Here is a 22,175-nt window from a genome sequence, read left to right on the forward strand (position 1 = left end):
CCGTTACTTTTTTACCATCTCATTCACTATCTCAGCGATTCTATTTACATTCGTCTGGTAAATGAAGTGCGTGCCCTCAAGCACCTCATACTCGGCCTGTGGACCAATTCTCTTGAGATGCTGCATCTGGTACTCCTGTGGTGTCATGGGAAGCTGCTTGTTGGGCTTCTCATAGGTATCTTTGGAGATGACTTTGTAGTAAGGCACACTCTCAGGATAAGCAAGGGCTTTTGTCTGGGCTACGAACTCGGTGCCTTGGGCGATTTGCTCAAGCAGGGTGTCGTTGATCGAGAAACCTGCAAACAGCAGCATGTGATCGATTTCCTCATCAGTATAGCCCAATTCCAAAGCTTCCTTGCGATTGGTCACCAAGGGGCCCAGAAGCGCTGTTACACCCAAGGTTTGTTGGAGCTTTGCTATGGGAAGCAGTGCCGCTACAAAACCCGGAGTCTTTGTATAGAAATCCGATGAGGTTCCGTCCAACGAAACAATGGCTTTCACTTCGTCAGGATAGGCAGAAGCGTAATATTCGCTATACAGGCTTGAGATTGAATGTGCCACCAAGACATAGGGAGCGGTGAATCCAGCTGTTCTCAGAGCCGTTCGGATCTCCTCCACATAATTGGCACTGGAGCGTTCCCGGTTGGTTTGGCTGCTGAAGCCCACGCCGAAATACTCGACAACGACCACGGTATGTTTTTTACCAAGCTCTCTCATCAGGGGCCCGAAGTCAGCTGAGGGGAGAGCGATGCCCATACCGGGCAACAGGACTATGGTCTCTTCGCCCTTCCCCATTGTCGTCAGATGCATGGTCCCGTCAAATACGGGAACCATCTGTCCATAAGGCTCAACCTTTTTCCGTTGCTGAGAGAAGTAGGTGAAATGCAGCAACGTGGTACTACCCAAAAGAAGAATGATAAGCAAGAATGCCCACTTTACAACCCGCTTGAACCAGAGCTTTCTCCGTTTACCCATACGTACTCCTTGAGCATGATTGTATCTACAGTACCTACTCATGAGCAAGCTTTGTATAGGTTTCCGAGCTGAGGAAATACAAAATCATCTATTGTGAATAAACCTTTGCATCTGTATCTTCACCATCCTCGCCCTATCCTCACTATCGGCCGAACACATTGGTTGGGAAACCACCGCAGAAGCGTATAAAGGTCGATACGGACAGACAATCTCCTTCGAATTGCCTCCAAATGGAATAGCCAAGCCGGTCTATGGTTTTGGCGAGTTTGACTGGGACTCAAGCATCGGAAGCGCTGCTGTTCAGATGGGACTGCTCACCTATGAGGACGGTGGAGAGGTGACCATCCTGATCAAGGAGGGTCCCGAGCATATAAAATACGAGGGATGGAATACCACCTTCGTATTTCTCGATGCCAAGGGAAACGTTGTGAAGCCGGATGAAAGCACCATCCTTTTCATCGATATTCCCGATGAGCCCTTCCAGCCTTCCCGTGACCCCGCCCCGGCCTATTTCACTGTTTCCAATCAAACAGGCACCACCCTTTCTGTAACCAATGAATGCGAGTACGCCCTTGTTGAGCTCTACATCCTCACCCCGAAGATGGAGGCAGAACTGGACTACAGCAAGGAACTGTTGCAAGGAAGTGTACTCGCAAGTGGCGAGAGCGTACCTGTCAAACTATCGAGATGGCCATACTTGCAATCCTTTCTTGAAACAGAGGAGTTGGGCATCCTTTCCGTAGAGGCCTATGACGAGGACGGGTATCAACTGCTTCAGTATTGGTTGCCTGATAAAGAAAATCTGAAAATTACGCTCAGTGACTGGGATTATTTATAACATCCAGGGAAAACTGAGAGATTGTCCAGTAATTACCCAAATATTGTCCATGTATTTCTTCTCCTTCATCCCCAACACTCTATAGTATCAAGGACGAAGAAGTCCTGAAAAGGAGTAGTACATGAAGAAGTTTTTGTCCATTGCATTGATTGCATTCGTTGCAGTATCCGTTCTCACTGCTGCAGGTGCATCCGAAGCCGGGGTAACACCAGAAAAAAAACAGGTTTTACACGTAATGATGAGCTCGGGGGATGCGGGTCCCGGCAACATCCGCAAAGCGCTCGATTCCGCTGCAGATTTGATGGGAATTACCCTGCAATATGATGTAATTCCTGATGATCAGATGTTGAATGTAACAAATACGCGGTTAGTCACCGGTAATGCTGCTGATTTGATTGTGCACAACTTCGGCTTGACAGATGTATCAGCCAAAGACCTTGCTCCCCTCAACGGCCCATGGGTAGCAAAAATCACCACTACCACCAAGCCTCTTACCATTGACGAACAAGGCAATGTTTTAAAAGCTCCCCTCGGCGGAGAATCCAACATGGGTCTGTTGTATAATAAGAAAGTCCTTGAGGCCAGTGGAGTTACACTTCCCCTGCTGAACTATGACCAGTTCATGGTTGCTCTTAAGAAAATCAAAGCGGCTGGGTACACACCGGTATACATTTCCAATAAAGAGGTCTGGACTGCCCAAATTTTGCTGCTGACCTCAATGACCAGTGTTTTCGCCAACGATCCAGCTCTCATTGAAGGAATTACAACCAACCAAATCAAACCTAGAAATGTTCCTGAATTGGTGACACTGTGGAAGAATGCCTCTTCTTTAAAGACAGAAGGCCTCATTAATAGTGACTATATGTCTGCAACCAATGATATGGCACTCGAGGCATTGGCCGATGAACAAGTTGGATTCTATGCAATGCTGGACAATGCCTACGGTACCTTGAAAGAATTTTATCCAGACAAAGTAGACAATATCGGCATGACATTCACTCCCCTGTGGAATGACGAGAAAGATGGATATGTTTTGTTTGGTACAGCAACCAATTATCTTTCCGTAGTAGCAAAAAGTCCCCGTGTAGACCTGGCAAAAGAGTTCATCAATACTATGCTTTCTGAAAAACCTCTGAAAACATATTATGACTTGGTTCCTGGTGCTGTTCCGTACACAGACCTGGGCTTCAGCTTGAATATGAGCCCATTCAATCAAGAGATGAAAGAATATGCAAAAATGCTACCCTCACTCGGGGATTTCAATAACTCCACGTATAATGGGGCTACACCTCTTGAACCTTTCTATGGGAAATTCAATGAACAGATACAAGGCCTCTTTGCTGGACTTACTGTAGAACAGGCTCTTGACCGCTGGTATGAAGCGTACGCCGCTGATGCACAGGCACGTAGAGTTACTGGTTTCTAATCAATTCAATCGAAGCATACAAGCACCTGTGGCAACTTACAAAAGTTGCCACAGTCTCAACAGGGAGCGTCTGCACTTGAAAAGGTACACATCCACCTATTACTCGATCTGGTTCACTATCCCGGCATTGATTCTCTTTTCCATATTTTTTATTATCCCAAACATTGCCAATCTCGGGTTAGGGTTCACTGACTGGTCAATATTCTATTTTGATGACATCCACTTCATCGGATTGCAAAATTTCCAACGGCTATTTACTGAACCTGTGTTCTGGAAAGCCATACAAAATACTTTTTACTTCGCAGTAATAACAGTATTGGGGAAAAATGTAATAGGCTTCATCCTGGCTCTGCTTGTACAAAGGCAAACTCGATTCAACTATGTGAATCGCGCGATCATCTTCCTGCCGATCACAATCAGCCCGCTGGTCCTTGCCATCATTTTTTTATCAATCTACAACCCAACAAACGGACTGCTCAATGCTTTTCTTGATGTACTGCATCTGGGTAATCTGAAGCAGGATTGGCTGTTTGACCCTCGTTTCTCCTTAACTTCGATCAGCATTATGGAAATTTGGCAGCAGACAGGTTTTAGCATGGCAATTTTCATCGCTGGGCTACAGTCAATACCCAAGGATTTCTACGATGCTGCAAATATCGATGGAGCCACAACGATTCAACAAATTCGCTACATCACCGTCCCCCTGATCATTCAATCGATCAATGTTACACTTATGTTAAGCATAATTTCGGGAATCAAGGTATTTGCACAGGTATACGGTACCACCAATGGAGGTCCTGCAGACCAAACACAAGTACTGAGCACCTTCCTCTATAAAAGCTTTGGAAATGGGTACCTCGGGTACTCTTCTGCAGTGGGTCTGTTCACAACCTTGCTCATCATGCTGCTTACGTTTGGGATAGTTGGGTATCTCCGTACAAAGGAGATTGAATTATGAAACATATACAAAGAAAAGCATTCTCCTTGATGACTCTGTGTGCGAGCTTCCTATTTCTCGTCCCGCTCTATATGGTTCTCATCAACTCGCTTAAACCCCGGAGAGAAGCTGCTTTATTTTCAATCAAGCTCCCTACACAATGGCAATGGGATAACTATCGCCAAGTGCTTGAAAGCGCCCATATCCTCCAGGCATTTGTCAACGGACTAATTATTTCAATCGGATCTGGTATCCTCATCGTTGTTGTTTCCTCCCTATGTGCCTATGTGATAGCCCGTTCAAGACAAAAATGGGCCCAAACACAGTACTACCTATTTCTCAGTGGGTTGGTTATCCCAGTTGCTTTCATTCCAACCTATCTGGTACTGAATGCATTAAATCTGCTCAATACCTATGCCGGTCTTATTCTTGTAGCGGCAACCTATGGTTTGCCCATGTCAATATTTCTCTACGCAGGATTTGTGAAAACTATTCCCAGAGAACTTGACGAGGCAGCGGTTATCGAAGGATGCCCGCCTCTTCAGTTCTTTTTCCAGATAGTGTTTCCACTTATAAAACCGGTTACCATGACTCTAATCATCTTCAACTTTGTCGGAAGCTGGAACGATATTCAAATTCCTTTGTACTTTTCAAGCAGTGACAAATGGGCGCTTCCTTTGACTGTGTATAATTTCTATGGGGCTCATTCCTCTGCATGGAATCTGATCTTTGCAGATATCATTATCACCATTTTTCCCTTGCTTATACTCTATGTATTTGCTCAGAAGTATATTACTGAAGGAATGACTGCGGGTGCAGTAAAAGGCTGAGGTTCATAGTATGATTCTTTGTGAGGTACGCACATGTTCAACAGCATAAGAAACCGACTCCTTTTACTCATCCTTTTGTATCTATTCTTGGTGATACTTGTGATAACCATCATTATTTCAAATAGCTACATGCAGGATCGAAAGAATCAGTCTATCCGCTATTTTCAGCAACGCATCCATACTTCGATTGAGTTGATGGATACGGTGATATACCGCCTCGACACACTTTCGACTCAGTTGCTGGCAAGCAATACACTTCAAGAAATGTTTTCTTATGCAAAAAAATCGGAATATGCGGGAAAAAACTACTTCGAACACAATTTAGAACAAAAGAAAATTGCACAAGATATCCTGTGGGCATTCAATTCCCCAAAAACACAAGCACAAAATGTCAGTATATTCAGTGAAAGCACGTATCTAGGTTTGCGCTATAGTCCGACAGTAAGTAAGATACTCGAGGTATCATCACAACCATTTTTTGCAGTGCCAGAAGAGCAACCTTACGCTGTGATACCGCCTCACAAAGACTATTGGAGTGATTTCCAGGATTCAATCGTTTTTTCTTTAGTACGACCTTTTATCGCCACCAACCTCGGGTTCGTACAAATCGGAACCATTGAAGTGATGGAATCCTATGAGGTAATTGAAGATATTTTTAGTATTGGAGAATCTGATGCAGGACTATCGTTCCTGGTGATTGATGAACAGAATAGAATAATTCATACAACAATGGAACAGGATCAAGACGATTTACAGAGCCTCAAAACAATGATGAACGAGCAGAAAGCCGGAGACATTATCACAATCTCATTGCATGATGATACGTATATAATGGCGTTCGGCGAGCTCGCTTCGATAGGTTGGAGAATACTGCTTCTTCAACCTAAAAGCATCTATGATGCACCACTACGGACTTTGACTAAACAATTGATCCTGCTCATTGCGTGCATCACAATCGCCATCTTCTTAGTCATGATTTTTATTGTACAAAAGGTCACCAAACCTTTAGAGCAACTCTCCTATGACATCGACCGGTTTTCATTGTACGAAAAGCCAGTCGTTCATCCATGTAATCTTAAGGAAATCAAGGACATCCAGCAAACATTTCTCCGTTTGGTTGAACGATTGCAAGAATCCACAGACCAATTACTGCTGGCAAATGAGACGGAATTGAATTTGCGCATTATGAGCCTCCAATCACAAGTCAATCCTCATTTCCTCTTTAACTCCCTCACGGCGATCAGTGCAGCCTCCTATGAGGAAGGATCGGTAAAAGTTCCCGTTATGTGCAAACAGCTGAGTGAACTCTTCAGATATTCCAGTAGCGGGAGTGACTCTGAGACATCCTTGAAGGACGAGGTGGATAATGTGAGAACGTATATGGATTTCATGACATGGCGCTATGAAACCCTATTTTCCTACACGATTCATGTGATAGGCGATTTACAATCCATCAGAATCCCACGCCTGATCCTTCAACCGATGGTGGAGAATTCCTTCACTCATGGATTCAAACACGCATATCCCCCGTATCATCTCGATCTCACCTGTGAAGTATCCCCTGGGGGATGGCATCTTGAAATCAGTGATAGTGGAGCTGGATTCTCTAATGCAAGCATTATCGAGCTCTCTTCTCTCTTCAATTCAATCGACCGCATACTTTCGAAGAGAAACAGTTACGAAGAGCTGAAGGCGCATGATAAAGCCCTGGTAAATCTCTACATTCGTCTGAGGTTGCTCTATAAGGATGCATTCACTTTTCATATATCCAATGGGGATGCATCAAGAGGGGCAAGGATTGTCATTGATGTACGAGATACTGCTGAAAGGAGAGCATCTGTATGCTCCGAGTAGTCATAGTAGATGATGAGCCAATCATCATCAGAAACATCCAACGCTTGTTCTCGCTTACCGATACAACCTTTTCAGTCGTCGGCACAGCTACGAATGGAGAACAGGGATATCAACTCATTAAAACGCTGAAACCGGATCTTGCATGTATTGACGTTTCCATGCCGATTCTTGATGGCATGCAAATGACTGAAAGACTCCGGGGGGAAGGAGATACTGTTCCGATTGTAATCATCAGTGGATACAGTGAGTTTGAAAAGGCTCAACGGGCTCTCCAATTGCAAGTATTAGATTACCTCGTCAAACCTCTCGACGCTGCATCGTTTGCAAAATTTGTAGAGAACATCAAGCCCAAACTCGTTTGCACACAACATGAGAGGAAACAACGAACAATCCAAGAAATGCTCTCTTCTCTGCCCCCAACAATGCAAGATACAGTACAAGGGCCCATCTTGGTATCAAATATTTGTTTTGGGCCGTATAGATTCTTTCGTTCGAACCTGTTCGATTCAGCAGAATTCCTGCCGCAATACCAGGAAGTTCAGACCATTCTTTCCTCTTTACTTCCTCATTCTGATTTCTATGTGGTACCAAAAAACTATCCGAATGAATGTGTACTCGTTATTGAGAATCCAACTGAACAGGCTCAGACAATTTTTCCTGCAATTTTCAAGAAACTTGTTTTGATGTACCACTCAACAACGACAATTACCATGGTTTACACTCCCCAACTCTTGTCGTTCTCCGATATCACCAAGCAAGCCCAGACCCTGGACCAAGAACTCTATCGAAAGAGTATTTTTACACAATCGAGCTTATATGAGTTCCCCTCAAAGGATGCGTCGATTGATGTATTTGGACTGCTGCACAAAGAAATGCAGATGCTAGACCATGTTACGCATTCACCCTCTCCAATTACTGAAATCAAGAGATTGCTCGTATCCATCCTTCACACATGCGAGGAGCATAAGACTACGCAAAGGGACTTGCTGCATGTCATCAGAACACTATTCGCTAAACTCCAGTTTGACGGAATAAACCCAGATATCAATATGCTGCTCGATGTCATTTTCAGTAATGCCAATAGCTATGATATACTCTACAAACAGCTTCTTGACCTACTCTATCAAGGTTATGCTAAAAACAACCAGAGTTCGCATACTGACAGCGAAGGGCTGATGATGGAGCTCAAGTCTTACTTGGACGCACACTATTGTGAACGAATTCGCATCCAAGACTTGGCCGAGCAATTTGGATTCAACTATTCCTATCTCTGTATTGTATTTAGAAAACTCATGGGAGTTTCTCCGAATGAGTATCTAATCAACAAGCGGATACAAGAAGCCCAATATCTGCTTGTGAATCTCGAAACGCTCAATATCAAGAGCATTGCAGCCTCTGTCGGATATGAAGATTCGTTCTATTTCAGCAGAATCTTCAAGCAAAATACCGGCATGACACCTTCGGAATTCAGGACCAAGAACATATTTGCATCTAAGTAAGGAGAATGTATGAGTACCATGAAATTTTATCCAGGGAAACCTTGGATGGACACCCAAGGAAAATTAATACAGGCACATGGTGGATCTGTTTTATATCATAAAGGCAACTATTATTGGTATGGAGAAGACAAATCCAACTACGTACCCGGAGGCAAGAATTGGCATAACGGGGTTCGCTGTTATCGTTCAAAAGATTTATATGCTTGGACAGATATGGGTACCATCCTGTATCCGGCAACTTCACCACATGACCCTATGCACCCCCATCGCATCATGGATCGCCCTCATGTTGTATATAATGCTCGTACCAAACTATTTGTCATGTGGGTTAAGTTCGCCGGCACCAACGAAGATCCATTTGATTGGATGACACAGTATATGGGTGTCGCTACCTCTCCTACTATGGATGGTCCTTTTACCATGGTGCATACCATCAGACCGCTTGGTGTAGAAACCGGGGATTTCGATCTTTGGATTGATGAGAGGGACGGCAAAGGATATTTCATAGCAGATCGCGTTCACACTGAGCTGTTGATTGCCGACCTTACCGATGATTATCTCAATGTTACCGGATTTTATTCCAGTCATTGCCCTCGACTCGAGCCTCCTCTTGCACGTGAAGCACCATGTTTTTTCAAGAGAGAAGACAGCTACCATCTCATCAGTAGTGGAACAACCGGATATAATCCAAATCCTACCGAGGCGATGGTATCCACTCTTCCTCACGGCCCCTATACATTGCAAGGTTCCTTCTGCATTGATGACAAGAACATGACAAGCTTCGACTGCCAATTCAGTTCTGTTTTCAAGCATCCAACCCGTTATGGTCTCTATATTGCCATTGGAGATCGATGGATGGCAAAAACATCCGTAATTAATGGCAAAGAAGAAGCAGAAACAAGCGAGGCAACCTATGTTTGGCTTCCAATACGATTTCTAGACAATCGCCCCTTTGTTGAGTGGCGGGACGAGTGGTCTTTGGATGAGTATCCTATTGATGAAGGACCCTTGCCGTGGTGGAAGAGGTAAAGACCATGTTTACACAAAATGAAATCACCAAGACTCAGTATGTTCCAGAATATCTCCAAATTGCACATTCTCTTTCTCCGGTGTTTCAGAAAGAACAATGCTTGCCTTTACGGAAAGTCCGGTTTCAAAAACAACAAGGTGCCTTACATACGGTAGGAGTCATCGATTTGGGACCAGCATCCTTTCCTATGGAGTCCTTGGAGAAACAGAAGCCTCAGTTTTATGATTTTGGACAGCACGTGGTCGGCCATGTGTTTTTCACCTTGGAAACCATCGGGCCTCCACAGGACGCTCCAATAAAGATAAGGATTTCCTTTGGGGAAATGCCATGTGAACTGTTCGGTTATAGAGAATCATATGCTGGATGGTTAAGCGATACATGGTTCCAGGAAGAAATAGTAACAGTCGACTCAACACCGCAGCACATTGCAGTTCCAAGGCGATTTGCATTCCGGTATGTGTGTCTCGAAATTCTAGGTATTTCTCAAAAGAACACGGTGAGGTTGAGTTCGCTGCACTGCATCAGAGAGACCAGTGCTCCCACCTTCGAAGTAGCGACTTCCAAGTATAAAGGACTGCTCGGCTCCATCGATGAAGTCAGCCGAACCACATTGCGAGAGTGCATGCAGAGTGTCTTCGAAGATGGGCCGAAACGTGATCGAAGACTTTGGCTTGGCGATTTACGATTACAGGCTTTGACAAATTATGCCAGCTACAAACACTATGATTTGGTGAAGCGTTGCCTCTATTTGTTTGCCGGTATGTGTGATGCTCAAGGCAGAGTGCCTTCATGCATATACTTACACCCACAACCTCATCCCGACACTATCTACCTATTCGATTACTATGTACTATTCATTCCCACGCTATTGGAATATGTGCAAGCAAGCGGCGACCTGCCAACACTGAGAACCTTGTGGCCGGTAGCAAGAAAGCAAATCAGCATTGCAATGAGTTTATTGGAACAAGATATGGTTCGAGAAGATCCTACCTGGTGGGCATTCATCGATTGGGACGATTCACTGGATAAACGGCTTGCAGCACAAGGGACTTTCTTGTATTGCCTTAAGTCGGCGATAAGCATCACTTCTTTACTGAACGACCAAGATGATCATAACGAACTTCTTGCTTTACAGCATAGGTTGAAACAAGCTAGTCGGAAGTGCTTCAACAAAGAACTACGGTGTTTTACAAGTGGTACGATGCAGCAAGTTTCATGGGCTTCTCAAATTTGGATGGTACTTGGACAGACGATCGAAGGAGATGAAGCAAAAGCCTTACTACTCCGAACGGAGCGTCTTGAACATCGTCCAATGACACCCTACTTGATGCACTATTATGTTGAGGCATTACTGGAAGTTGGTCTCTATGAGAAAGCTCGTGAAGCGATTACCAAGCTTTGGGGATCCATGGTGAATTTGGGATCTGATACATTTTGGGAAATTCATAATCCTGATGATGTAATGTTTTCACCGTATGGAAGTGTTGCAATCACGAGTTTTTGTCATGCATGGAGTTGCACCCCTACCTACTTGCTGCAAAAACTGGATGAAATGGGGGCTGTTACTCACTAAAGACCAACGATTAAATCATCAATACCCAGAACAGACATAATGCAACGTGCTTGCTCTTTCAAGCGTCGTTGTCCAGAGATTAGTGTTGCACACCATGCAAGTTCCAGTAATCACTTGTAAGATGCTCTTGTACATAGCAATTGCCTTATCCTTCAAGCAAGATCTTACAATAGGGAATCCGACACAATGATGTGACGATTCCCTCGTTAATGGATCCATAAGCAGAGATGAGAAAAGCAAACCAATCGGTGCGGGACGGGAGGAGTGCTTTCCCGTCCCGCACGCACTATGCTTCTACGGCAATAAATGAGAAGGTAGTTACATCGAACAAACCCATATCGGTAAGCTTCACCTCCGGGATTACTGCCAAGGACATGAAGCAGAGCGTCATGATCGGTTCAACATCCTCCTTGACGTGCAATTCCCGGTATGCCACTTCATGGATTTCACTCAGTTTCCGGTCGACCCATTCACCGCTTTGGTCACTCATGATTCCCCCGACGGGCATCGGCATGGAGGCAAGAATCTTTCGGTCCTTTACCAGTACCATCCCACCGTTTTGGGCGGTCAGGGATTGAACGGCAGCAGCCATATCATCATCGTTCACCCCCACAACGATGATGTTGTGGGAATCATGAGCGATGGAAATGGCCACTGCCCCCTCGGTGATGCCATAGCCGCGCAACAGGGCGACCGCAACATTGCCGGTGGCCTGGTGTCTTTCCACCACGGCAACCTTGACGATGTCCTGGGATGGATCATGGATGAAGAGCCCTTGCCCGTCACGTGCTATACGTGCTTTCCCCTTGGCGGTTACCACCCCCCCAGGAAGAATGTCAATGGTGGTGACATCATCACGTGTGAGCTTCAACCTCAACTTCTCAACTGAGAAATCCTTGACATGGAAACTTCCCCTCACCTGTTCTATGCTGTGACGAGTCACCTCAAGAAGGTAGTTTCCTTGTTTAGCAACCAACCGGCCTTCGATGAATACCGCATCCGCCTTGAACTCCTTCAGGTCGTCAAGCAGCACAATGTCCGCCCGCAGGCCCGGAGCTATCGCCCCTCGGTCGAAAAGACGGAAGCATTCGGCTGCATTGAGACTTGCCATCTGAATGGCGACTATCGGATCAATGCCTGCATGTACAAGAATTCTCAGATGCTCATCCAAATGGCCTTTTTCCAAGATGGTCTTCGGCTGACGATCATCACTGCAAAGCAGGCAGCGCCTGCTGTTCGCAGAGGTAACGCCTTTAAGCAAATGGGCCAACTCGTGGCATGCAGAGCCCTCTCGCAACAGTACGTACATGCCGCGATCGATGCGATCATGCATCTCTTCGATGGTGGAACACTCATGGTCGGTGTGAATCAAGGTTGATGCATAGGCGTTGAGCGCCTTGCCGGAAACTCCGGGCGAGTGACCGTCGACAAGCTTGCCCATTTTTCGGGCGAGGAGCAACTTGTCCATCGCCCCATCCTCGGCATTGATGACTCCCGGGAAGTCCATGAACTCCCCCACCCCTAGAATTCGTTCATCGGCGATGGGAATACGCATGGCCTCAGCATCGATGACCGCCCCTGCATGCTCGAACGGGGTTGCCGGAACGCAGGAGGGAATCATGAAACGAATATCCAGAGCAGTCTCTGAGGCCGCATCAAGCATGAAGGACAAACCCTTCAGACCGCAGACATTCACCATCTCATGAGGATCGGCAATGATGGTGGTGGTCCCATAGGGCACCACCAACCTGCCCATCTCTTCGGGTGTAACGTAGGAGGACTCGATGTGGATATGGCTGTCGATGAACCCAGGGGCTGCATACCGCCCCTGTGCATCAATCTCAGTCTCACCTTCATAGGTGCCGACACCGGCAATGATGCCATCACAAACGGCAATATCACCCTCATGGATTGTACCGCTATAGACATTCACAACCTTGCAATTCTTGATGACCAAGTCGGCAGGAAGTCTGCCGCTTGCCACATCAACAAGCTTCTTCAATTGTGTTTTTCCCATCAAATCAATAACACCTCTTCGCCGTACTCGATGTACAGCTCATCGATGAGCGCTTCACTAGCCCTTGCAATGAACCCATCCTGGTCAAGTTCCTTCAGCGGCTTGATCACTACGTTTTTCACATCCCTGCGGCCTCTGACCATCACAGAGTCTCCCCATTGCTTGATCAGGGCATACCTGGCTGCCTCATCAATATAGATAACCTTCTTGGTATCCTTGGCATCCTCATAGTTTCTGAGAACACGTACGCATTTAACATCCATACTCTTTCCTCCTTAGACGTAGTCATACCGGCGGGGCACATCCATAATTTTCTTGTGTCCAAGATGGATGGCATAACAAATGACTGCAGCAAGCAAGTATCCCTCAGCATAGGGGAAGCTCATCGTAGCCATTCCAAAGACCAGAGCCGGGGAGTGGATGAACCCGAAAAACGACAGAACCGAAGCCACCACAAAGGCGATGGACGCCTTGTCCAGGCGGCGGTCGATGATGAATGCAACCACCGTCGCCCAGAGGATGCTGGTGATGATCGCCCCGCTGTGCATGGCAACCACACCCTTCCAGACCACCCCGTAGGTAATCATCGCCTGGCTGATCTCATCCGAGCTGTTCATGGTCAGCGTCTCCTCCAAGTAAATGCCGAAGGCACCCAGGGCATCACGGACATAGGTGTACAGAGCATCGGCGAGATGGGGAATGAGGGCGATGGCCAACGCAGCCCCGTGACGTCTGGGAACATCGGTGTAGGCATGGACCAGCATCAACATGGCACACCACAGGAAGGTGATCGAAGCAACTACAGCCGGCATCAGGGAGTTCATGAATCCATAGAGCCCGAAGACAGAGGACAATGCATACAGGATTGCAGAAATCCACGAATAGGAGATTCCTGTCTCACTCTTCTTCAAGCCTGCATGACCGAGCCAGACGGTATTGGGAACAATGGAGCCGAAGAGGGCCGATACCATGGTGCAGACACCATCGATGATCTGCGTCTGGCCGACATTGTACTCATCGCCGGCTGCAATGGCCGATTCAACGTTGTCCATCGTCTCAATGAAGTTGTACACCTCGATCGGGATGATGACGCTGAGGAAAGGGATGATGTACTTGAATCCCTGAAAGACAGCCCCGATGGAGAGAACGGGAAGCGATACTCCAAGCGTTGAGGTGTCGACCTGCACCCTGCCCAAGAACAAGGCCCAGACAATGCCGAACACCACCGAGACCAGAAGCATAGGAATCCGCTTCTTGAAGACATAGCCGCCGATCAGGCCGATGATTGCGATGACCACAACAGGCATGCCGAGAATCGGGTCATGATACACTTCAAAAAGGCCGGCGGTTGCCATCCAGACCAAGCCGATGCCTGCTACGGTACCAAGCATGGCGACCCGGGGGATCAAGCGGCGGATGAACGGTCCGATGAAACCTCCGAGCATCTCAATGAACCCACCGAGGAAACACGCGGCGGTGGCGGCCATCCAGCACATCTCAGGCGAAAGCCCTGAGTAATGCAAGGGATAGATTACGCCATACAAATACACAAACATAGCAGGAGTGGAGACACCCGAAGGAAGGGCCGTCACATCCTTGCGCCCTGTCTTTTTGGCAAGGCGGTAGCCCTGCCATGCATAGGCCAGACAGCCGAGCATCAACCCGAGAGCCAGACCGGGAATGACCCGACCGTAGATGATGGAATCAGGCCATCCTATGCCCTGCAAGGCATACGCGATAATGATAAAATTGATGATATTGCCGAAATATGAGTAGACGACACCGCCGAGATCTCCCGGCCGAAACAGTCCAACATGTCCAAGAGTTCGTTCCATTTCAGTACTCCTTATGTGTGTTCAACAAGTTCGAGTATCGGATCGAAGGTGGTCAACGCAATGCAGTCGACCGGCCCGACATCGGTAATCGCATAGTCCGGGATGGCGGTGATAGGCAGGAAGAACATGTACATCAACGGTTCAGGCAGGTTACAACCAAGCAATCGTGCTGCACCGTTCATTTCATCCTCCCTTTGAGCTACTTCCCCAGGTTCAAGGTCGCAGACGATGCCGCCGACAGGCAAGGAGAAAAAGTCCAGAACTTTTCCATCCTTGACCACCACCTGCCCGCCGCCTTCCTTGATCAGGTGATTCACAGCAAACGCCATATCCTCGGCATTGGTGCCCAATACGATGAGATTGTTGTCATCAGGGGCGGCCGAAGAGGCCATCGCACCTGCCTGCAGTCCCCAGCCCGAACAGAAAGCAAGACTCTTGTTCCCGTTGATGCCGAACCGCTCGAGAACAGAGACCATCAGGACATCCTGATCGGTATCGGGTTGGACTACATGGTCGACCACATCAAGAACCACATCCCGGCGCTTACGGACGAACGGTCCTTTGACCTCCATCGACAGGACCTTGGCCCTGCCGTTCGCCAATGAGACTCGATACTCGAAATCCTTTGCCGTGACAGGCTTGCATTTCAACTCGCTTGTAAGCAGGCTGCTGCGCTTCGGAGCATGCAAATCATAGGCTAACTTGTGGTCGCGGGCCACCAGATTCCCGTTGGCGATGACTGCCTGCACATTGAAAGAGCTTGGATTATCCACCAACAGGATGTCGGCAATACGCCCTGGGGAGATGGAGCCGACAAGATGGTCGATCCTGTACGCTTCGGCGCTGTTGATCGTTCCCATCTGGATGGCCGTCATAGGAGAAACCCCAGCCCTGATGGCAAGACGGACCAGGTGGTCTACATGCCCTTTCTCAACCAAGTCTTTCGCTGTAACATCATCGGTGCAAAAGCTCACACGCCGGGCCAGGGAGGGATTCACCTCGGTCACAGCACGGATGTTCTCGGCAAGGAAATGAGTTACCGACGACTCGCGAATGACCATGTGCATGCCCTTGCGCAATTTCTCGACCACTTCCTGATGGTCATAACTCTCATGGTCCAGGCGGACGCCTGCACACAGATAGCCGTTCAAGTCGTTGCCCCGGGCCATGGGGGCACAGCCGAAAATCGGCAGCCGATTCTTGTACGAGAGGCTGAGGGCTCCCAGGGTATCTTCATCCAACTCCTGTACCGCTTCCCGCACCGTCTCCCACACGCCGAAACACTCAGGCCACGTCTGTACCTGTGCATGAATTTCCGGATTGAAATTACAGGAGATGGTTGAGGTTGGAAACGTGTAGGGTGTTTTGTAAGGAGCTCCCCAGAAGACCTTGAGCGGGCTCTGCTTGATCTCGGCAAACACCTCCTTAAGACCTTCAAGGCCGCTGACCGAGATGTACTCATCAAGGCCGCTGACCATGCACGTGGTTCCCGAGGGCACTATGCCCTTGGCAAAACTGGTGATGCTGAGTTTGCTGCACTCGCTGTGGATGTGTCCGTCGATGAGGCCGGGCACCAGATAGCTACCCGAAGCATCGATGACCTTGGTCTTCGGGCCTTGGTAGGCAGATACATCGCCTACCGCAACAATCATATCTTGATAGATGGCTACATCCGCCGGATAGATTTCGCTTGTCATGACATTGACAAGGTTTCCATGCAGAATAAGGGTGTCGGCAGGAATCAGTGCGCGACCGGCGCGTATGTACTGCCTCAGGTTTTCAATCGTTCGTTCCATTGTGAATCCTCCAATCAAGCAAAATTCAGATACTCCGGCCTCTCGGCGAACCAGGCTTCCCGTCCTGCAGTTTGTATCCAGACGAATGGTGTAAGGGAGGAGGTATTGCTACAAATCAGGCTTCCCGTCCTGCTCCGCCTCTTTCGGAATTTTGTGGATTGGTACGTACAAGACGGCACACAGCCGCGAACCAGGCCTCCGACTCTGCTTGATACGTTGTATATTGGATGTGAGAAACAGCGGCTTCGTATCAACGATACGGACCAGGCTTCCCGTCCTGCATCTCCGCTGCCACGGAATTATATGATAATTCTTTGAACAGTTTTTTTCATTTGTAAAGATAAAAGTGACATTTTTTTGAAAAGCTGAAGCATTTTGCCGAGGCAGACAATAAAGCAGGAGCCTTTCAACCCCTGCCTCTTGAACAAACGTGTATGGAAAAACATTAGAACCCGTAGGCCAATGCCCCCCCGTCGACTGCATAATCAACACCGGTGATATAACGGGCATGCTCGGACAACAGGAAGGCAGCCATGGCACCCAAGTCCTTGGCCTCGCCGAAGGCGTGCATCGGCATGCGGTTGAGGATCAGACGCTTGCGCTCCTCGTCCATCACCTGCTTGGTCATCTCGGTCGGGAACCAACCCGGAGCAATACTGTTCACCGTAATATTATTCTGCGCCCATTCGACGGCCAGACCGCGGGTCAACCCTGCAATACCGCTCTTGCTGGCACTGTAGGGTACCACCTGGGAAAAGCCCAGATGAGCCGCCATGCTGGAAATATTGATAATGCGGCCGGTATGCTTGGAAGCCGAAAGATAGGGGAAACACAACACAGAAAGGTTGAAGGGAGCACACACATTGACCTGTTGCACTTGGGCGAACTCATCAAAGCTCATCGTTTCCGCCCGCTTCTTGATGGTGATGCCTGCATTGTTGATCAAAAAATCCAAACCGCCGTCTTCAGCTATCCTGTCAATGATGGACTTCATCTGGTCGGTATCGCAGATATCTGCGGCAATATGCGTCACTCCCTGAGGGACAACGGTATGCGAATCCTTGGGCTTGCCCGTCCTGCTGATACAGAACACCTGCGCACCACAACCGGCCAACACCTCGGAAATAGCCAAACCAATACCACTCGAAGCCCCGGTAATTATTCCTCGATACCCTTGCAAGTCAATCATACACCCACTCCTTACGATACATCAAACTCATTTGATATATTAGTATATTCCCACTATATCACACGATATAATGCAGTTCAAGCTGAGTTTAATGGCTTTATCAAGATTTGAATACTTGTATTTCGCCGGCTCTCACCATATGATGGATATTAGTGATATATTATAAGGGAAAAACCATGGAACAAAACACTCTTAAAGAGAGTGCCTACGAGTACTTGAAACGAAGAATCCTGACCGGAGAACTGCTTCCGGGTCAGGTAATCATCGAACGCGACATCATGGACATCCTCACCTTGGGACGGACTCCGGTTCGGGAAGCGCTTCTATTGCTTCAGAATGAGAACCTGGTGCTGATGTATCCACGCAAACAGACACTGGTCAAACCTTTGGCGATGCAGGACATCCTGGACCTTTTCTCGTTGCGAAAAATGCTCGAGGCGCAGGTGTTGGTCCAGTATCTGCATCAGATGGATCTCTTGACGCTTTACGAACATGACAAAAAACTGCAAGCACTGGTCGAACAAGGAAAAGAGACGGCTCCGCTTACCTTCTACAGTCAGGATATCGCCTTTCATGAGTACCTGATCAGCTGCTCAAACAACGCCAAGCTCATCAGCGTATGCAAACCACTCTTCCTTGAAGGCCTGAGAATCGGGATGCTGGGAGTGAAAACCTCACACAGCAAAGGTATGGATGAGACATACCGTCAACATCACAGGATCCTGGAGGCCATCGTGGGGGAAAATCTTTCCCGGATTCGCCAAGCATGCGTAGAACACCTGAACGCCGCACAAATCAGTGCATTGGAAACCTATAGGTCTTTCTCTTTATGATATATCTGTATTAATCGTCTTTATTTCTTGCATATTTAAGGTATATCATATTTTTATTCATGATAATCATGCTTGTATAGAGATTTATCCGTATGCTAATATATCAATAATACACAGTAGAGCTTACATGCTCTCAAACTTGAAGGAGTGATCACAATGCACATAGAACGACTTGAAACCTGGTGGGTGGAACGCAACCGCTGTCTGTTTGACAAAAAACGGCAGGGAAGTGCTGCCATGCCTTGGGATGTGGTGGTACTCAAACTCACCACCGACACCGGCCTTGAAGGCTATGCGACCGCCCTTGCTGCACGTAGCGGAACCATCACAGAAAGCTATTTACATGAGACAATCGCTCCGGTGGTGCTCGGTCGTGACATCCATGACCGGGAAAAGATATGGCACGAATTCTGGACCATCGACCGTCACTTGACTTTCTTCCCTGTCTATCTGCCTGGGCCAATCGATGTAGCCTTGTACGACCTTGCAGCGAAAGAAGCAAACCTGCCTCTGTACAAATACCTTGGCGCCTACAGAAAACAACTTCCCGTCTATGCAAGCGGAAACTTCCATGCAACCATCGATGAATATGTCGAGGAGGCCCTGAAGTATAAAGAGCGCGGCATCAAGGGCTATAAAGCCCACCCCGCCGGCCCCATCGCCTTCGACATGAAAGTCCATGAACAACTTCGCAAAGCAGTAGGCGACGACTTTATACTTATGAGCGACCCTGTTGCAGAGTATTCGCTGCACGAGGCTATCAAGGTAGGGCGACAGCTTGAGGAACTTGGGTATTATTGGCTGGAGGAACCGTTCAGGGACTTTGAGCTGGAGAAGTACTCGCAGCTGTGCAGTGCCCTCGACATCCCCATCGCCGCCACCGAAACAACACGCGGATGCCACTGGGGAGTGGCTCAGGTCATCGCCCAGCGTGCCGCAGACATCGTTCGCGCCGATGTAAGCTGGAAGGACGGTGTTACCGGAACGATGAAGATCGCCCACCTTGCCGAAGCTTTCGGCATGAACTGTGAGATCCATACCACCACCATGAACTACATGGATGTTGCAAATCTTCACGTTGGATGCGCCATCAAAAATACCGAATACTTTGAATACTTCGTACCCGAGGAGAACTATCAGCTGCCTATGCAGGGCATGCTGCCCATCGACGGCAATGGCATGATCACCGTTCCCGAAGGTCCGGGCTTAGGGGTGAATCTCGACTGGGACTTGATCAAGTCCAGTTGCAAGAGCTACCGCGAAGCAAGGATCTGACCATAGATAAGGCGCTCCCTCTTCAAAGGAGCGCCTTATTTTTCATACTATGGATGCTCAGTTTAAACCTGGAATCCGAAGTACTCCTTCACATTCTTGACGCACAGCTGCTCGATGATTTCTTTCAGATAGCTCTCCCCTCCGAAGTACTCACCCCGCTCGACGAGCTTTGCAAGATACCTGCACAGCAACCTGCGGTAGAGTTCATGGCGGGGATAACTGAGAAAGCTGCGGCTGTCGGTAAGCATGCCCACACCCAGCGACAAGGGATAGAGATTGGATACACTCTCGAATTGGTGCTCCATCCCATAAACTTGGTCGTTGAACCACCAAGGGGCACCGAGCTGGACTTTTGCCTTGGCTTCGCTGTCACAGAACCCGGCTGCAAGCACTGCGAACGTCTCAATCTTGGAAATATCCAACGGATAGAGAATCGTCTTGGGAAGAGTATTCGCCTTGGTCAGTCGATCGAGAAGCAATCCGATGCTGTGCACGCTGCTGCGGTCGTCGGTACAATCGAAGCCGGTGGACTGTCCAATTGCCGCAACCTTTGAGGTATTGGCATCCAGATAGGTGCCCACATGCAGCTGCATGACAAAGCCGTGCTTGTGATAGAGCCTGCCCATCTCGGACAGGAATGCAGTCCGATAGACATCAATCTCACGAGAAGTCAAGGGTTTTCCGGCAAGAGCGTTTGAGAAAACAGCCTCTACCTCTGCCTCGTCGACTTCAACATACTGGAAGTAAGGAATGCCGTCGTCGCTTACCGTGGTACCCAGGCTCTTGAAGAATATCAGACGCGTTTCCAACGCCTGTACCACATCTGAAAACTTCGAGATGGGTAGAGTGCTTACCTCCTCAAGTTTCTTGAGATATGAGGCAAAACCTGTCCTCTCGCAGAACATGGCTTGGTCGGGACGGAATGCTGTAAGCACCTTTGTCTTGGTCTTGCCCAACAACTGTTTGTGATAGGAAAGATTGTCAATCGGGTCTTCGGTGGTGCAGACCAATGCAACGTTGCTCTTTTCCATACACCACCGGGGGGTAATGCGATTGCTCTGGATCAAGGCCTTGGTCTCTGCGTAGATTCGCTTTGCATTCTCGCTGCACAGCATCTCATCGATATCAAAGTACCGCTTGAGTTCCAAGGCGCACCAGATATACAAAGGATTGCCGATCAAGTATGGAACGATGGCGGCAAACTTGTAGAACTTCTCTTCATACGATGCACTCCCGGTAATATAGGTCTCCTCGATGCCGAAAGTCCGCATGGCACGCCACTTGTAGTGGTCTCCTGCAAGCCACATCTGGCCGATATCCTCGAACTGCTTGTTCTCATAGATCTCCCTTGCCTGCAGATGGCAGTGGTAATCGATGATGGGAAGGTCCTTTGCATACGTATTGTACAGGTATCGTGAAAGGTCGGTATCGAGATAGAGATCTTCACTGAATGTTGTAGGGATGACCATCGTTGCAATCTCCTTAGAAGCCGATGAGGGCGCCGCCGTCGACCGGAAGGCATACACCATTGATATAGCGGGCTGCTTCACTGCTCAAGAATGCAGCGGCCATGCCGACATCCAAACTCTCTCCCACCTTGTTCATCGGAATCCTTCCCAGGATCTTGGCAAGACGAGGGGGATCATTGTCGGTGGCCTTGTGGAACATCGGGGTGTCGATCCATCCGGGGGCAATGGCGTTCACACGCACATTGTGAGGTCCGCACTCGGTGGCCAGGGTATGAACCAACCCAAGCAGTCCAGCTTTGGCGGTTGAGTAACCGGCAACCGCAGGCTGACCGATGTAGCTGGTCATGCTGGCCATATAGAGAATGCTTCCAAGCTGTTGCTGCTTCATATGCGGCACCAAGGCCTTGGTCAGTGCGAAAGCACCCACCAAGTGCACATCAAGCACCCGCTGATAATCCTCAACCGTCATTTCCTCGATTGGTTTCTTGCAATGGTTTCCTGCATTGTTCACCAAGATGGTGATCGGGCCGTGTTCGGCAAGCAATTGGTCAACCAAAGTCTGTGTCTTGTCGGTTTCAGTAATATTGAATTGATAAAATGCTACGGCAGAGCCGAACTCACAAAGGGCTTCTTCGGCCTGCTCCTTCGGCTCGAAACTCAATACCAATACCTTTGCGCCGCTTGCCACCAGACAGCGGGTGATCGAGAGGCCCAAGCCGGTCGAGCCACCGGTCACAATCGCCGTTCTCCCCTCCAGGGAGTACATGTTCTGCATATCAACCATGTTGTTCCTTCCTTC

18 protein-coding genes are annotated in these 22,175 nt (G+C 48.2%); 10 read left to right on the forward strand and 8 right to left on the reverse strand.

The window, feature by feature from the left end:
- Positions 1–3: 3 nt before the first annotated feature.
- Complete coding sequence (locus MUG09_RS13445) at positions 4–975, reverse strand: alpha/beta fold hydrolase (protein WP_244771950.1); 972 nt, start codon at positions 973–975, stop codon at positions 4–6.
- Positions 976–1,195: 220 nt separating this feature from the next.
- Between MUG09_RS13445 and MUG09_RS13450 the strand changes: the two genes are divergently transcribed.
- The 8 genes from MUG09_RS13450 to MUG09_RS13485 all read left to right on the forward strand — a co-directional run bounded on the left by MUG09_RS13450 (position 1,196) and on the right by MUG09_RS13485 (position 10,962).
- Complete coding sequence (locus tag MUG09_RS13450; protein ID WP_244771951.1) at positions 1,196–1,813, forward strand: LCCL domain-containing protein; 618 nt, start codon at positions 1,196–1,198, stop codon at positions 1,811–1,813.
- Between the two features lie 121 nt (positions 1,814–1,934).
- Positions 1,935–3,239 (forward strand): ABC transporter substrate-binding protein, encoded by a 1,305-nt coding sequence (locus MUG09_RS13455; protein ID WP_244771952.1) that lies wholly within the window; start codon positions 1,935–1,937, stop codon positions 3,237–3,239.
- 316 nt (positions 3,240–3,555) lie between these two features.
- Positions 3,556–4,197, forward strand: coding sequence for a carbohydrate ABC transporter permease (locus MUG09_RS13460; protein ID WP_244771953.1), 642 nt, complete (start codon positions 3,556–3,558; stop codon positions 4,195–4,197).
- 71 nt (positions 4,198–4,268) lie between these two features.
- The gene (locus tag MUG09_RS13465; RefSeq protein ID WP_244771954.1) at positions 4,269–5,006 is read left to right on the forward strand and encodes a carbohydrate ABC transporter permease; all 738 of its coding nucleotides are present in this window, start codon (positions 4,269–4,271) and stop codon (positions 5,004–5,006) included.
- A gap of 99 nt (positions 5,007–5,105) precedes the next feature.
- Positions 5,106–6,860, forward strand: a complete 1,755-nt coding sequence (locus MUG09_RS13470) for a sensor histidine kinase (protein WP_244771955.1) — start codon at positions 5,106–5,108, stop codon at positions 6,858–6,860.
- Positions 6,848–8,359 carry a response regulator gene (locus MUG09_RS13475; RefSeq protein WP_244771956.1) on the forward strand — a complete coding sequence of 504 codons (1,512 nt, stop codon included), beginning with the start codon at positions 6,848–6,850 and terminating at the stop codon, positions 8,357–8,359. Before MUG09_RS13470 ends, MUG09_RS13475 begins: the two co-directional genes overlap by 13 nt.
- A gap of 9 nt (positions 8,360–8,368) precedes the next feature.
- On the forward strand, positions 8,369–9,388 hold the full coding sequence (locus MUG09_RS13480) for a family 43 glycosylhydrolase (RefSeq protein ID WP_244771957.1): 1,020 nt from the start codon (positions 8,369–8,371) through the stop codon (positions 9,386–9,388).
- A gap of 5 nt (positions 9,389–9,393) precedes the next feature.
- Complete coding sequence (locus MUG09_RS13485) at positions 9,394–10,962, forward strand: alpha-L-rhamnosidase-related protein (RefSeq protein WP_244771958.1); 1,569 nt, start codon at positions 9,394–9,396, stop codon at positions 10,960–10,962.
- A 286-nt stretch (positions 10,963–11,248) separates the two neighbouring features.
- On the opposite strand, the gene ade is transcribed toward MUG09_RS13485, so the two are convergent.
- From ade to MUG09_RS13510, 5 genes are all read right to left on the reverse strand, one after another.
- Positions 11,249–12,979 carry an adenine deaminase gene (gene ade / locus MUG09_RS13490; protein ID WP_244771959.1) on the reverse strand — a complete coding sequence of 577 codons (1,731 nt, stop codon included), beginning with the start codon at positions 12,977–12,979 and terminating at the stop codon, positions 11,249–11,251.
- The gene (locus MUG09_RS13495) at positions 12,979–13,242 is read right to left on the reverse strand and encodes a hypothetical protein (protein WP_244771960.1); all 264 of its coding nucleotides are present in this window, start codon (positions 13,240–13,242) and stop codon (positions 12,979–12,981) included. Before MUG09_RS13495 ends, ade begins: the two co-directional genes overlap by 1 nt.
- 12 nt (positions 13,243–13,254) lie before the next feature.
- Complete coding sequence (locus MUG09_RS13500) at positions 13,255–14,814, reverse strand: SulP family inorganic anion transporter (protein WP_244771961.1); 1,560 nt, start codon at positions 14,812–14,814, stop codon at positions 13,255–13,257.
- An 11-nt stretch (positions 14,815–14,825) separates the two neighbouring features.
- Positions 14,826–16,610, reverse strand: a complete 1,785-nt coding sequence (locus MUG09_RS13505; RefSeq protein ID WP_244771962.1) for an adenine deaminase C-terminal domain-containing protein — start codon at positions 16,608–16,610, stop codon at positions 14,826–14,828.
- A gap of 445 nt (positions 16,611–17,055) precedes the next feature.
- The gene (locus MUG09_RS13510) at positions 17,056–17,799 is read right to left on the reverse strand and encodes an SDR family NAD(P)-dependent oxidoreductase (protein ID WP_244771963.1); all 744 of its coding nucleotides are present in this window, start codon (positions 17,797–17,799) and stop codon (positions 17,056–17,058) included.
- Between the two features lie 176 nt (positions 17,800–17,975).
- Between MUG09_RS13510 and MUG09_RS13515 the strand changes: the two genes are divergently transcribed.
- Both MUG09_RS13515 and MUG09_RS13520 read left to right on the forward strand, forming a co-directional pair.
- Positions 17,976–18,632, forward strand: coding sequence for a GntR family transcriptional regulator (locus tag MUG09_RS13515; protein ID WP_244771964.1), 657 nt, complete (start codon positions 17,976–17,978; stop codon positions 18,630–18,632).
- A gap of 156 nt (positions 18,633–18,788) precedes the next feature.
- Positions 18,789–19,907, forward strand: a complete 1,119-nt coding sequence (locus tag MUG09_RS13520; RefSeq protein ID WP_244771965.1) for an enolase C-terminal domain-like protein — start codon at positions 18,789–18,791, stop codon at positions 19,905–19,907.
- A 62-nt stretch (positions 19,908–19,969) separates the two neighbouring features.
- On the opposite strand, the gene uxaC is transcribed toward MUG09_RS13520, so the two are convergent.
- Both uxaC and MUG09_RS13530 read right to left on the reverse strand, forming a co-directional pair.
- Positions 19,970–21,376, reverse strand: coding sequence for a glucuronate isomerase (gene uxaC / locus MUG09_RS13525; RefSeq protein ID WP_244771966.1), 1,407 nt, complete (start codon positions 21,374–21,376; stop codon positions 19,970–19,972).
- A 13-nt stretch (positions 21,377–21,389) separates the two neighbouring features.
- Entirely contained in the window at positions 21,390–22,160 is a 771-nt protein-coding gene (locus tag MUG09_RS13530; protein ID WP_244771967.1) for an SDR family NAD(P)-dependent oxidoreductase, read from the reverse strand.
- Positions 22,161–22,175 lie beyond the last annotated feature (15 nt).

Origin of the sequence: Sphaerochaeta associata (genome assembly GCF_022869165.1) — a bacterium.
Taxonomy (GTDB): Bacteria; Spirochaetota; Spirochaetia; order Sphaerochaetales; family Sphaerochaetaceae; genus Sphaerochaeta; species Sphaerochaeta associata.

Bases quoted from the DNA above. Each gene is read 5' to 3' on its own strand.
- MUG09_RS13515 (WP_244771964.1), top strand. From the start codon at position 17,976: ATGGAACAAAACACTCTTAAAGAGAGTGCCTACGAGTACTTGAAACGA.
- MUG09_RS13445 (WP_244771950.1), bottom strand. From the start codon at position 975: ATGGGTAAACGGAGAAAGCTCTGGTTCAAGCGGGTTGTAAAGTGGGCA.
- MUG09_RS13495 (WP_244771960.1), bottom strand. From the start codon at position 13,242: ATGGATGTTAAATGCGTACGTGTTCTCAGAAACTATGAGGATGCCAAG.
- MUG09_RS13530 (WP_244771967.1), bottom strand. From the start codon at position 22,160: ATGGTTGATATGCAGAACATGTACTCCCTGGAGGGGAGAACGGCGATT.
- uxaC (WP_244771966.1), bottom strand. From the start codon at position 21,376: ATGGTCATCCCTACAACATTCAGTGAAGATCTCTATCTCGATACCGAC.
- MUG09_RS13480 (WP_244771957.1), top strand. From the start codon at position 8,369: ATGAGTACCATGAAATTTTATCCAGGGAAACCTTGGATGGACACCCAA.
- MUG09_RS13500 (WP_244771961.1), bottom strand. From the start codon at position 14,814: ATGGAACGAACTCTTGGACATGTTGGACTGTTTCGGCCGGGAGATCTC.
- MUG09_RS13520 (WP_244771965.1), top strand. From the start codon at position 18,789: ATGCACATAGAACGACTTGAAACCTGGTGGGTGGAACGCAACCGCTGT.
- MUG09_RS13485 (WP_244771958.1), top strand. From the start codon at position 9,394: ATGTTTACACAAAATGAAATCACCAAGACTCAGTATGTTCCAGAATAT.
- ade (WP_244771959.1), bottom strand. From the start codon at position 12,979: ATGGGAAAAACACAATTGAAGAAGCTTGTTGATGTGGCAAGCGGCAGA.
- MUG09_RS13475 (WP_244771956.1), top strand. From the start codon at position 6,848: ATGCTCCGAGTAGTCATAGTAGATGATGAGCCAATCATCATCAGAAAC.
- MUG09_RS13455 (WP_244771952.1), top strand. From the start codon at position 1,935: ATGAAGAAGTTTTTGTCCATTGCATTGATTGCATTCGTTGCAGTATCC.
- MUG09_RS13510 (WP_244771963.1), bottom strand. From the start codon at position 17,799: ATGATTGACTTGCAAGGGTATCGAGGAATAATTACCGGGGCTTCGAGT.
- MUG09_RS13465 (WP_244771954.1), top strand. From the start codon at position 4,269: ATGGTTCTCATCAACTCGCTTAAACCCCGGAGAGAAGCTGCTTTATTT.
- MUG09_RS13505 (WP_244771962.1), bottom strand. From the start codon at position 16,610: ATGGAACGAACGATTGAAAACCTGAGGCAGTACATACGCGCCGGTCGC.